The following is a 12552-nucleotide window of genomic DNA, read 5'->3' as shown; positions in this document are numbered from 1 at the left end:
AAAGAGTATAAAAAATATGCTACTATATTAGTAAGAATTAAAAGAGGAGGGTTTTTAAATGGAAATCACTAAAGATATGCTAATTGGTGAGCTTATAAGAAAAAAGCCTGAAGCTGTAGAAACTTTGATGTCCTTTGGAATGGGATGTGTAGGTTGTCCTTCAAGCCAAATGGAAACTTTGGAAGAAGCTGCTATGGTACACGGTTTAGATTTAGATAAATTAATGAAAGCTTTGAATGAATAGATAAAAAATGGAAGTCCTAGGACTTCCATTTTTTTATATCTTTTTGAAATATTTTATTTTTTAAATAATACTTCATCTATTTTATTTTTATCAAAACCTACAATTTCTTCTCCATCAATTACGATTACAGGAACTCCCATATGTCCCATATCCATTAATTCTTTTCTAGCTTCCTTGTCAGTTTGAACATTTTTTTCAATATAATCTATTCCCTTTTCTTCTAAATAACTCTTAGCTGTAGTACAATAAGGACAAGTACTACTAGTATAAACTTTTACATTAGCCATTTAAATTCCTCCTTGATATCTGTATGTTATTCATATTACCCAAATAAATTCAACTTAATCATCATAAATGATGGGTATGCTCTAAGCCTGATTCTAATAATTCTAATACATGAAAGTCATCCAGAGAATATACTACTAATTTTCCCTGTCTTTCAAATTTCACTAAATTTAAATCTCTCAAAATTCTTAATTGATGAGATATAGAGGATTGTGTCATATCAAGAAGGGTTGCAATATCACACACGCAAAGAGGAGATTTAGATAGAACATAAATAATTTTTAATCTATTTTTATCTCCCATAGCTTTAAATATTTTGCTTAGTTTTTCAATTTTTTTTTCTCCATTTAAAGTAGACTTAATCTCCATTAATTGCTTCTCTTCCATAAAATGTCCTAGACATTTTCCATCTTCTTTTGTATTTTTCAAAGCGAATCCTCCTCCTTTAATCCTTAGGTATCATTGGGTTTATTGGATAGATTATCCTTCCAGTACTTGGATCTATATACAATAGCCAGTATCCCTCTCCATCTTTACCTTCAAACCAGGTTCCAAATCCAGTTAATCCTCTGCCAGGGTGTTCCTTAGATGTAAATTTACCTGGAACTCCATACACATAAAACTTAACTTTTTTACTCTCATTGTAGAGACCAAATATATAGTGTTTATGAATTTTCATCAATTCACTTGCATGTATTGCATCTCTTATGATAGGGTATTTTTGATTTCCACCAGTTATATAGCTAAAATAAGGTAGAAAACCCTTTTCTTCTAATGGATTATCTATATCTATCCTCCACCAATTATATCCTTTCAAATCAATTTTAAAAGGCTCTGCATATGGGAAAAAACTCAATATATTTAATATATAATCAGTAGTTTGATCTCTTTTTTCTACTTTATCTATTTTGTTTTCAATATCTACATTTAATCTAGAATGATTTGGTTCAAATACAGTTGTAATTGCTTTTTCATATTCTAATTCTGTTATTTCATCTTCTATAGGTTTGTTTTCCTTTGGTGTCTCTTCTTCCTTTATTGCCTCGACATCCTTCTTTTCAGAGATTTCTTCTTTCTCTTCTAACTTTATATCTTCTTTTATTTCATATATTTCTTCTACTTTTTCTGTTTCTTCCACTTTCTCTATTTCTTTTGCTTCTTCACCTTGTTTTAACTCCTCTTCTACTACTTCTTCTACTACTTCTTCTTCCAAATTATTTATTTCTATGTTATCATTCAAATATCGTTCAATAGATCCATCATTTTTATTTATATAGTTTCCAAGCAGTACTTTATCATCTCTTAAAATTAGTATAGCATTTATCTTGTCTAGAGAAAAGCCTAAAGATTCCAAATCTTTATAATTTAGTGTAAACTCTCCCCTTCCCCTTGTTCGATCTTCTAAATATATTTTCCCTAGTTCGTACTTTTTAATACCACTTAATAAAATCGCATTATAGTAAGTGTTTTTTTCCCCATTCTCAATATTTAGAGAAATATTCAATCTAGGTCCTCTTAGTTCTATTTTGCCGTGACCCTTAGGATTTAGATTTCTCATATTGGAATATTCTTTTTTTAGAATGATAAACTTCCTAGAATACTTCAAATTATTAGCCATAAAAATACCTCCTTATTAAACATTTATATATTTATATGTTTAAAGGAGGCAATATTGTACTAATATTGATAAAATCTTCTAAAGATAAATTTTCAGCTCTGCTATTTAAGCTTATATTAGCCATTTCTAAAGAATCTTTGATTATATCTTTTTCTAAATTTAATTCTGAATTAGATAGGGAATTTACAATTGTCTTTCTCCTCTTTGAAAAACTAGCCTTTACTATTTTAAAAAACTTATCTTTATCTACCTCTGGTAAATCTTCTTTTAATTTAAGATGTATAACTGCAGAATCTATTTTTGGTTGAGGCATAAATACAGTCTTAGGAACTTTTAATATAATTTCAGGATGGGTATAGAAATTTACAAATAGTGATAAAGCTCCATAGATCTTATTGCCAGATTTTGCAACCATTCTCTCAGCAACTTCCTTTTGCACCATAACAGTTATAGATTCAATATTTAAATCTTCTTCTAAAAGCCTTCCCAAAATAGGAGTAGTTACATAATATGGCAAGTTTGCTACTACCTTTACCTTTTCTCCATTAAATTCTTCTTTTATTAATTTGTCTAATGGAATATCTAGTATGTCCCCTGGAATAATCTTTGTGTTTTTATAGTCTTTCAAAGTATCTTCTAAAACTGGTAAAAGCTTTTTATCTAATTCTATAGATACTACTTTTTTGGCATTTAAGGCTAATTCTTCAGTAAGAGTTCCAAAACCTGGGCCAATTTCTAATACATTGTCACTTGATTTTATTCCAGCTCCATTTACTATGCCTCTTACGATATTTCCATCAATTAAAAAATTTTGCCCTAGAGATTTAGAAAATTTAAATCCGTACTTATCTAACAAAAACTTTACATACTTAGGTGAATAAAGTCTATCTTTTCCCATTCTTTTCTATCCTTTCTAGTGCATTATAGAACTCTTCTTTTGATACTTTAAAACTATTTAGTCTATTTAAAAACTGTTTACTATTTCCATATCCTATGCCTAATATATGACCTAATTTGTCTCTTTTCTCCCTAGAGCCTTTTCCTCCATTTAATCCATAGTTTAACATATCATCTTCTGTAAATAGATCTACCCTTTGTTCTTCCTCAGGTCTAGCCTTTTTTATCGCCTCTATAATATCTTCACTATTACCATTTTCAACTCCAATATCTCCCTTTTTAAGAGCTTTACCTTGGGGTAAGAAGGCATGCTTACACCCCTTTATCTCACTAGAGATTCTCCTTCTAATCTGTTCTCCTGCATAATCAGGATCAGTGAGGATAATAAGACCTCTTCTTTTTTGAAGTTTTTTTAAAGTAGGTATTAAATCTCTTTTAAACCTAAATCCATTTGTAGATATAAGCTCTGCATCTAAAGCAGCTTTTACAGCAGCTATATCATCTTTTCCCTCTACTACAATTACTTCTTTTATCATTGTTTCACTTCTTTCTGTTTCTTGTCTTCCTGAGCATAGTGAAGGATCTTAAGCTTTAAACCATAGATCCCTCCACAGGCTCGGAATGACAGACTTAAAATCATTTTTACAACCTATCCTACTTTATATCAAAAAGCCTCTTAGTGTTCTCATTTGTAATCCTTATGACTTCTTCCACATCTATATCCTTTATCTTTGCAATTTCCTCTGCCACATACTTTACAAATATAGGCTCATTCCTCTTTCCCCTATAAGGTACAGGAGTTAGATAAGGAGAATCTGTTTCTATTATCATATGCTCTAAGGAAATTTCCTTTGCTACTTCCTTTACTACTTTTGCATTCTTAAATGTAATAGGCCCACCTATTGAAATTAAAAATCCTAACTTTATATATTCTCTTGCAATCTCAGGACTTCCAGAAAATGCATGGAGTACTCCTCGAAGCCCTCCATCTTCCACTTCTTTTTTTATGATATCCAAAGTTTCCTGTGTGGCTTCCCTTGAGTGAATTACCACAGGAAGCTCTAGTTCCTTAGCAAGTTTTAACTGGGATATAAATTGTTTCTTTTGTATGTCTCTAGGCGAATAGTCATAATGATAGTCTAGTCCAATTTCTCCAATTGCTACTACTTTTTCTTCTCCAGCAAGTTGTCTTATCTCCTCTAGGGTTTCATCTGTAACATCCTTAGCTGAGTGGGGATGGACCCCCACTACAGCATAGACATTTTCATACTCTTTGGCTAGATTTACAGAATTTATACTACTTTGTAAATCTGCCCCTATATTCATGACTAGTTCTACTCCATTTTCCTTTAAGTTTTCAATTAAATACTCTCTATCTAAATCAAATTTTTCATCATCTAAATGAGCATGACTGTCTATTAGCATTTTAAATTCCTCCTATGCAATAGTGGATCCGCTTTCTATATCTTCCAATGTAGTAAGAAGAGATAGATTTCCATCCTTATCTTCCGCTGAAAGAATCATTCCATTTGACTCTACACCTCTAAGTTTCACAGGTTTTAAATTTGTAATTACTATAACCCTCTTACCTACTAAATCTTCTTTATTGTAGAATTTTTTGATTCCTGATACTACTTGTCTAGTCTCTTCTCCTAATTTTAATGTAAATACCAATAATTTATCTGCATTTGGATGATCTTCACATTTTTCAACCTTTGCCACTTTGAACTCTAATTTATCAAAATCATCTAATGTAACAGTTGTAACAGTATTTTCCTGTGAATTTTCCATGTCCGTATTCTCCTTTTTCTTTGTGTTAACTCTTTTGTCTATTAGTTCTTGATTTTTATTTGCTAAATCTTCTAATTCTTTTTCGATATCTAGTCTAGGGAATATTATCTCTCCCTTTGATACTTTACTACCCAATTCTAAATTGCCCCACACCTTTGCATCTTTCCAATCTGCCTCTTCTTTAATTCCTAATTGCTCTCTAATTTGTATTGAAGTCTTTTCCATAAAAGGTTTTATTAGTATAGATACAATTCTTAAACTTTCAGCAAGATTATATAAAACTGTATCTAGTCTAGATTTATCATCTTCTTTTGCAAGTACCCATGGCATAGTCTCATCTACATATTTATTTGTCCTTCTAACTAATTTCCATATCTCTTCTAAAGCTCCAGAATAATTTAATTTATCCATATGTTCTTCTACCTTATCAGCTGCTGATAGTGCCAAATCCTTTAGTGAGTCATCTATCTCATCTGTTGTAGAAGCAGCTTTAATCTCACCATCATTATATTTTTCTATCATTGATACTGTTCTACTTACTAAATTTCCAAGATCATTGGCAAGATCAGAGTTTACTCTTTGTAAAAACTTTTCACGAGTAAAGGATCCATCTTGACCAAAGTGAAATTCTCTAAGTAAAAAATATTTAAATGCATCTATTCCATATTTTTCTATTATAGGCTCTGGATAAATTATATTCCCCTTTGATTTAGACATCTTATCATCATCAAATAGTATCCATCCATGACCAAATACTCTATCTGGTAGTTCTATATCTAAGGCCATCAATAGTGCAGGCCAAATTATAGTATGAAATCTAACAATTTCTTTACCTACTAGATGTACATTTGCTGGCCAGTATTTTCTATATTTTGAATCGTCTTCAGTTCCATATCCTAAAGCAGTTAAATAACATGATAATGCGTCTATCCATACATATATTACATGTTCAGGGTCAAAAGGTACCTTTACTCCCCAGTCGAAGCTAGTTCTAGATACACATAAGTCTTCTAGACCTTCTTTTAAAAAGTTATTTACCATTTCATTTTTTCTAGATTCTGGTAGTAAAAATTCTGGATTATCTTCGTATAGCTTTAGAAGTTTGTCTGTGTATTTTGAAAGCTTAAAAAAGTATGCTTCTTCCTCAGCAATATGGGTAGGTCTACCACAATCCGGACAATTTCCATCTATAAGTTGAGATTCTTGCCAAAATGATTCACATGGTGTACAGTAATGTCCTTTATAATGAGATTTATATATCTCTCCTTTTTCATAAAGCTTTGTAAATATATCTTGGATTGCCTTTTCATGATGAGTATCTGTAGTCCTTATAAACTCATCATAATCAATCTCTAACATCTTCCAAAGCTTTTTGATATCTGCGACTATATTGTCTACATATTGCTTTGGAGTTACTCCACTTTCTTTTGCTTTATCTTGAATTTTTTGACCATGTTCATCTGTACCAGTTACAAAATAGGAATCATATCCTTGTAATGTCTTAAACTTTTTAAGAGAATCTGCAGCCACTGTGGTATAAGTATGCCCTATATGTAGATTATCACTAGGGTAATAAATCGGTGTTGTGATGTAATAAGTCTTCATCTTTCGTATTCCTCCTTCTAAAATTTAAAAATCCTCTACTAAAAAATACCTCCATCTCTATAGAGACGAAGGTATGAGTTCGCGGTACCACTCTAATTTATCTAAATTTTTCAATCTAAATCTTAATAGGTATATAACCTTGCATTCTAACATATGCCTACGTTACAGCTTAATCTATTTGGGCTGTAAGATTCTGGGGCCATCTTAGGATAAACTCTATACACTGGTTTTCACCTACTCCAGTTCTCTAATGAATAAAGTATATCTTACTCTTCCCATCTCTATCTTTTCTATGTTTTTCTATATTATGCTTAATTTAATAAATATTATACGAAATAAGCATATATTTGTCAATTCACAAATATAATGAAAAAGGAATAAATTATCATATAAATGGAAACAAATATTAAAAAATATATAAATTTCCTTAAAAGCATAAATAATATTATTGTTAATATGTAGTATTTTTTCAGAATATTGCGGATACGCAGGTGATAATTTGACAAAATTAAATTTATAGTTTACAATACAACAATAGTAAAAAGTTACAAATTAGTTACAAATTTTTTTACAAAATTTAGGAGGTAAATAATGGAAAACAATAAAGCTACTATTGCTGATAAGTTTAGAGTTTTAATATTATTAGTTATAGTTGCCACATTATCTTTAGGAGTCTATATGTATAAGGGAGTAGAGGTATCCTTAGAAGTAGACGGCGAAGAGTTTAACATAGTTTCCTATGCAAAAACTGTGGAAAAGTTCATCCAACAAGAAGATATAAATTTTAAAGAAGGAGCCTATATAAATGTTCCTTTAGATGCTAAGCTAGAAGACAATTCAAATATTATCATAAATAATTTAAAAACTTATTACATTGATGACAATGGAGCTGTAACAAAGGTGAAATCAGTTTATAATACTGTAGAAAAAATATTAGAAGATCAAAACACCCAGCTTACAGATGGTGATTATACTTATCCCAAATTGAATCAGGAAATAGAACCCAACGGTACTATTAGACTATTTAGAGTAAGAGAAGAAACTATTGTTGAAGAAATAGTTATTCCTCACGAAAAAATAGTCACTACAACCAGAGATTTAGATGTTGGAGTAAATAAAGTTATTCAAGAGGGAGCAGATGGACTAAGAGAAAAACACACATATAATCTATATATTAATGATGAACTAGTTGTTTCAAAAGTGAAAAAAGATGAAGTAATACAAGAAGTTTCAGATCATATAGTAGAAACAGGTTTAAGAAATACTATAAATACATCTAGAGGAGATACTAGATATAAAAAGGCAATAACTATGAATGCATCAGCCTATGATCTTTCTTTTCAAAGTACAGGAAAAAAACCCGGTGATAAATATTACGGCATAACAGCGTCCGGTACAAAGGTTAGACCTGGCGTAGTTGCTGTAGATCCTAGAGTTATACCTTTAGGAACTAAGTTGTATATACAATCCTTAGATGGAACTAAGGACTATGGCTTTGCTGTAGCAGAAGATAAAGGCGGGACTATTAAAGGAAATAAAATTGATTTGTTTTTTGAGTCTTCTACAGATGTTAGAAACTTTGGTAGAAGAAATGTAAAAGTTTATATATTAGATTAAAATAGGTTCCCCTTCGGGAACCTATTTTAATTTATATATTCTTGTAGTAAAATATGGGATATTTAATATATCATAATACTTACTTTCTTCTATTAATCCATTTTCGTAAAATATAATATTTATTTTTATATCTTTTCTTTTAAAGCTTTGATATTCTGTCAAATGTGTTTCTATTTGTCTTTTATTTATATTCACAAAATAAAAATTAGCATTATGTAACACCAGTAAATATCCATCCTCAGCCTTTATTGTATATCCTATTACATTCTCTAAATTTAGATTTTTAAAGAACTTTAGATTCTTTAATATTTCAGTTTTATTACATATTCTAAACTCTTTATACACTTTCCTCAAACTTATTAAGTCTTTAAAATAATTATAAAAATCTATATTTTTTTCTTTTAACGACCAGTCTATAGCATTTATACTTGAAGGTTTATTATAAGTATTTGAGATCATATATTTCGTCCTTAAAAATTCATTCCCCTCATGGAAAAAGGGTATACCTTGAGATGTAAATAAAATGCTAAATACAAATTTATTTAATTTTACTCTATCTTCTTCTGCCATATGGGGAAATGTCTTTTTAATCTTATCATATATTATAAGATCATCATGGCTATTTATATAATTAATAGTCTCTTTAGGATTGTTGGCAAATCCTATATGCCTATTGTCATAATAAATAGATCCTACAATACCTGTTTCTACAGCTGTTTTTAAATATCTATTGCCCTGTATAAATCCTCTCCCAGATCCATTATTATCTCCCTTTAAGGCGTTTCTAAAATCATCATTGAAAAAAGCAAATTTGTTTTCCTTCTGAGTCCCCTTTATAGTCATCATATCATTAGGTAGTAAACTAGTACTTGCCGCCCAGGGCTCTCCATATACTAATATATTGGGTTTTATCTTTCTCAAGGTATCTAGGGCCTCTTTTATAGTTATCTTATCTATAAGAGCCATTAAATCAAATCTGAATCCATCTATTTTATATTCTTCTACCCAATAAACTAAAGACTCTATTATGAATTTCCTCACCATAGGTTTAGCAGTGTCTATTTCATTTCCAGTTCCAGATCCATTTGAGAAGCTTCCATCCCAGTTTGTCCTATGATAATATTTTGGCATCAACCTATTAAAATTCGATTCCTCTGTCTTATATGTGTGATTATATACCACATCAAGTATAACCTTAAATCCCTCTTCATGAAGCTTCATTATTAGCTGTTTTAATTCCTTTATCCTATTTGTTGGATCCTCTGGATCACTTGCATAGGAACCTTGAGGCACATTGTATAATTCTGGATCATAACCCCAATTATAGTTTTTATCAAAATAAAAGCTATCTTTTCTTTCATCTACTGTAAAAAAATCATATACAGGCATTAAATGTATATGGGTGACCCCTAATTCTTTTAGATGGTCAAATCCAGTTTTATACCCATTATAATTTGTATCTTTTTCTATAAGCCCTAGATATTTACCCTTATTTTTAGCACCTGAAGTGTGAGATATGGTGAAATCCTTTATATGCAATTCATAGATTATAGAATCACAATCATTGTTTCCTTCAGGAATTTTATGTGTCTTAAAACCTTTAGGATTTGTATCTTCTAAATCTATAATAGCAGATGCTTTAGAGTTTAAAGCTGATGCTATACAATAAGGGTCTGTTACCTCATATTCACCATCTACTAATAAAGTATAAAAGTAGCCCTTATAATCTCCATCTAATACTATCTCATGTACACCATCTTTTGATTTTTTCATCAAAAAACTCTTTTTATCATTAAACTTATTATCTTCGTATAGATTTAATACTATATTTTCTTTCATAGGAGACCATACTCTGATAGTTGTACTTTCTTTTTTATAAATCATTCCTAATCTTTTATCTGTTTTTCCAAAGTCTCCCATAATTTCTCCCCTTCGAAACTTATCTCTTCATATACTCTCATATATTCCTTCGAAGACTCTTCCCAATTATGCTTTGAACTCATAGCCTGCTTTATTAGGTTTTCCCACTTATCTTTATCCTTATAAAATTCCATTGCCTTTTTTATGCTAAATAATAATTCATGGGCATTAAAATTGGCAAAGCTAAATCCATTGCCTTTTTCAGTGTATTCATTATAAGGTTCTACTGTATCTCTTAGTCCTCCTGTCTCTCTTACTATAGGGATAGTTCCATATCTTAGAGATATGAGTTGAGAGATACCACAAGGTTCCGCAAGGGAAGGCATTAAGAATATATCTGCACCTGCATATATTAAATGGGATTCTTCTTCGTTAAAATATATCCTGGAAGCCATTTTGTCAGGGTATTTGTCTTGAAAGTAATAAAAGAGATTTTCATATTTTCTATCTCCAGTACCTAATATTACAATTTGAATATCCTCTTGTAATAATTCATCTAGTATTCTTCTTACTAAGTCTAATCCCTTCATAGGAACAAGCCTACTAACCATAGCTATTAATGGTATGTCTACATCTTTAGGCAAATTATATTTCTCTTGTAAGTACATTTTATTTTGTTTTTTATCTGCTATTGTATCTATAGTATAGTTTTTTTCTATTAATCTATCACTTTCAGGATCATATACATTATAGTCAATTCCATTTACTATACCCCTTAGTTTATCTTCATGCTTTCTAATTATACCTTCAAGTCCTTCTCCAAAGAAGCTATGTTTAATTTCCTCTGCATAAGTATTAGAAACTGTAGTAATTATATTTGAATATACAATCCCGGCTTTCATCATATTTATACATTCATTAAATTTAAGTCCGTCTTCATTTATATATTCCCTAGATAATCCAGCTATATCTTCTAATATACTATCTGGAAATATCCCTTGATATTTTAAATTGTGTATAGTAAATACAGTTTTTATATCTCTGTAAAAAAAATCTCCCTTTGCAAAATCTTTTACATACAGTGGAATAAGCCCTGTATGCCAATCATTACTGTGAATAATATCTGGTTTAAACGACAAACATCTGGGAAGTATAGTAGCAGCCTTTGAAAAAAATATAAATCTTTCTCCATCGTCATACTCCCCATAGATATTCCCTCTTTTAAAATAATACTCATTATCTATAAAATAATATATTACATCTTGATAGGTATACTGTAAAATTCCAGCATATTGTCTTCTCCACCCTAAATCTACATAAAATTCCCCAATTTTTTCCATCTGATTTCTATATTTTTCTGGAATCTTCGAATATAATGGAACTACAACCCTAATATCACAGCCTGATTTTTTTAACTCTAATGGAAGGGAACCTGCAACATCAGCAAGGCCCCCTGTCTTTATAAATGGCACAGACTCTGAAGCTGTGTATAGTATCTTCATTTTTTCAATCCTTTCTTATCCTTTGATATTTTCCAACTACATAGGGCATAGACGAATTTCCTGCAAGTCTTGCCCCCTTTTCAATATAAGTGTATTTATCTAAGATAGAATTCACCACTATAGCATCTTCTTCTATCTCTGACTTTTGCATTATTACAGAATTTTTTACTATAGCATTTTTCCCTATCTTCACACCTCTAAATATTATAGAATTCTGTACATTACCTTCTATGATACACCCATTGGCAATTAGTGAATTTTGCACATTTGCACCTTCTATATACCAAGTAGATGGCTCATCCTTTGATTTAGTATATATAGGTCCATCTTCAAAGAATAGCTCCCTTGAAATATGCTTTTTTAATAGATTTAAATTAGCATCATAATAATTTTTTATATCAGAAATATTTTCAACATGACCCTTAAATTCATAAGTATTAACCTTGTATTTTTCTCTATTATTTACCATCGCATCCCTTAGTTCATTTACATCTCCTCTTTCAAGAGAGTTCTTTATAATCTCTAGGAATACTTCTTTTTTTATAAATCCCATATCTATAAAAAGATTAAATTCTTTTTCTGTCCCCAAATTCATTCCCATTTTTAATAGATTTCCCGATTCATCTAGATGCATTTTATCTCTATATATAAAATCACCATAAGGATCATTTTGTCTTTTATATATAAGGGTAAAGTCAGCATCTGTATCTATAAAGTGTTTAAAGGCTTCATCCAATTTTACCTTTGATATAAAATTAGGATTATACACTAGTACATACTTTTCTTTTGATTGTCTAAAAAATTCTTCAGCACTGTAGAAATGTTGTAAATTCCCTTTAGGCATTCTCATATTTCCATCTAATATAGGTGGAAATAAAAACAATCCATTGAATCTTCTATTTAAATCCCAAGGATTTCCATTGCCAATATGATCCATTGTAGATCTAAGCTTTTGCCCCGTAAATAAAGCTATACTCTTTATTCCATGATTTACCATATTGGATAGACTAAAGTCTATAAGTCTATATCTACCACCATATGGCAACATATAAGAAGGTCTATGTCTACAAAGATTTCCAAAATTATTTTCATTATTTATTCCATTTATTATTCCAATACATTTGTCCACTTTT

At 30.2% G+C, this 12552-nt stretch carries 12 protein-coding genes and 1 other annotated feature; of the genes, 2 read left to right on the top strand and 10 right to left on the bottom strand.

All coding sequences use genetic code 11. The features are described 5' to 3' along the window. The first annotated feature begins 58 nt into the window (after positions 1-58). Complete coding sequence (locus AC4PG3_RS02605) at positions 59-244, top strand: DUF1858 domain-containing protein (protein ID WP_492197527.1); 186 nt, start codon at positions 59-61, stop codon at positions 242-244. A gap of 53 nt (positions 245-297) precedes the next feature. Here the strand turns inward: AC4PG3_RS02605 and AC4PG3_RS02600 are convergent, their stop codons facing one another. The 7 genes from AC4PG3_RS02600 to metG form a co-directional block, all read right to left on the bottom strand. Then, positions 298-531 carry a glutaredoxin family protein gene (locus tag AC4PG3_RS02600; protein WP_492197526.1) on the bottom strand — a complete coding sequence of 78 codons (234 nt, stop codon included), beginning with the start codon at positions 529-531 and terminating at the stop codon, positions 298-300. Between the two features lie 61 nt (positions 532-592). After that, positions 593-958 carry an ArsR/SmtB family transcription factor gene (locus tag AC4PG3_RS02595; protein WP_492197525.1) on the bottom strand — a complete coding sequence of 122 codons (366 nt, stop codon included), beginning with the start codon at positions 956-958 and terminating at the stop codon, positions 593-595. Between the two features lie 16 nt (positions 959-974). Beyond that, positions 975-2147, bottom strand: coding sequence for a hypothetical protein (locus AC4PG3_RS02590; RefSeq protein WP_492197524.1), 1173 nt, complete (start codon positions 2145-2147; stop codon positions 975-977). A 31-nt stretch (positions 2148-2178) separates the two neighbouring features. Then, positions 2179-3045 (bottom strand): 16S rRNA (adenine(1518)-N(6)/adenine(1519)-N(6))-dimethyltransferase RsmA, encoded by an 867-nt coding sequence (gene rsmA, locus AC4PG3_RS02585; RefSeq protein ID WP_492197523.1) that lies wholly within the window; start codon positions 3043-3045, stop codon positions 2179-2181. After that, positions 3032-3580, bottom strand: coding sequence for a ribonuclease M5 (rnmV, locus tag AC4PG3_RS02580; protein WP_492197522.1), 549 nt, complete (start codon positions 3578-3580; stop codon positions 3032-3034). The genes rsmA and rnmV overlap by 14 nt, the downstream gene beginning before the upstream one ends. A gap of 118 nt (positions 3581-3698) precedes the next feature. Next, positions 3699-4469 carry a TatD family hydrolase gene (locus tag AC4PG3_RS02575; protein ID WP_492197521.1) on the bottom strand — a complete coding sequence of 257 codons (771 nt, stop codon included), beginning with the start codon at positions 4467-4469 and terminating at the stop codon, positions 3699-3701. A 12-nt stretch (positions 4470-4481) separates the two neighbouring features. Continuing rightward, positions 4482-6440 (bottom strand): methionine--tRNA ligase, encoded by a 1959-nt coding sequence (gene metG / locus AC4PG3_RS02570; RefSeq protein WP_492197520.1) that lies wholly within the window; start codon positions 6438-6440, stop codon positions 4482-4484. A gap of 58 nt (positions 6441-6498) precedes the next feature. Then, positions 6499-6731: a binding site (T-box leader), on the bottom strand. 300 nt (positions 6732-7031) lie between these two features. On the opposite strand from metG, the gene AC4PG3_RS02565 reads away from it, so the two are divergent. Further along, positions 7032-8057, top strand: a complete 1026-nt coding sequence (locus tag AC4PG3_RS02565) for a resuscitation-promoting factor (protein ID WP_492197519.1) — start codon at positions 7032-7034, stop codon at positions 8055-8057. A gap of 21 nt (positions 8058-8078) precedes the next feature. On the opposite strand, the gene pulA is transcribed toward AC4PG3_RS02565, so the two are convergent. The 3 genes from pulA to glgD are packed head-to-tail and all read right to left on the bottom strand — an operon-like array spanning position 8079 to position 12548. Further along, complete coding sequence (gene pulA, locus AC4PG3_RS02560) at positions 8079-9977, bottom strand: type I pullulanase (protein WP_492197518.1); 1899 nt, start codon at positions 9975-9977, stop codon at positions 8079-8081. Further along, positions 9944-11419 carry a glycogen synthase GlgA gene (glgA, locus tag AC4PG3_RS02555; protein WP_492197517.1) on the bottom strand — a complete coding sequence of 492 codons (1476 nt, stop codon included), beginning with the start codon at positions 11417-11419 and terminating at the stop codon, positions 9944-9946. The genes pulA and glgA overlap by 34 nt, the downstream gene beginning before the upstream one ends. A 4-nt stretch (positions 11420-11423) precedes the next feature. Then, positions 11424-12548 carry a glucose-1-phosphate adenylyltransferase subunit GlgD gene (gene glgD / locus AC4PG3_RS02550; RefSeq protein WP_492197516.1) on the bottom strand — a complete coding sequence of 375 codons (1125 nt, stop codon included), beginning with the start codon at positions 12546-12548 and terminating at the stop codon, positions 11424-11426. Positions 12549-12552: the final 4 nt, after the last annotated feature.

The sequence above is a fragment of the Tissierella sp. QWL-11 genome (genome assembly GCF_058683765.1).
The sequence above is the reverse complement of the archived record's forward strand: the minus strand, read 5'-3'. Positions and strand labels throughout refer to the sequence as shown.

Coding starts and splice junctions, on each gene's coding strand:
- AC4PG3_RS02605 (WP_492197527.1), top strand. CDS start 59: ATGGAAATCACTAAAGATATGCTAATTGGTGAGCTTATAAGAAAAAAG.
- AC4PG3_RS02600 (WP_492197526.1), bottom strand. CDS start 531: ATGGCTAATGTAAAAGTTTATACTAGTAGTACTTGTCCTTATTGTACT.
- AC4PG3_RS02590 (WP_492197524.1), bottom strand. CDS start 2,147: ATGGCTAATAATTTGAAGTATTCTAGGAAGTTTATCATTCTAAAAAAA.
- rsmA (WP_492197523.1), bottom strand. CDS start 3,045: ATGGGAAAAGATAGACTTTATTCACCTAAGTATGTAAAGTTTTTGTTA.
- rnmV (WP_492197522.1), bottom strand. CDS start 3,580: ATGATAAAAGAAGTAATTGTAGTAGAGGGAAAAGATGATATAGCTGCT.
- AC4PG3_RS02575 (WP_492197521.1), bottom strand. CDS start 4,469: ATGCTAATAGACAGTCATGCTCATTTAGATGATGAAAAATTTGATTTA.
- metG (WP_492197520.1), bottom strand. CDS start 6,440: ATGAAGACTTATTACATCACAACACCGATTTATTACCCTAGTGATAAT.
- AC4PG3_RS02565 (WP_492197519.1), top strand. CDS start 7,032: ATGGAAAACAATAAAGCTACTATTGCTGATAAGTTTAGAGTTTTAATA.
- pulA (WP_492197518.1), bottom strand. CDS start 9,977: ATGGGAGACTTTGGAAAAACAGATAAAAGATTAGGAATGATTTATAAA.
- glgA (WP_492197517.1), bottom strand. CDS start 11,419: ATGAAGATACTATACACAGCTTCAGAGTCTGTGCCATTTATAAAGACA.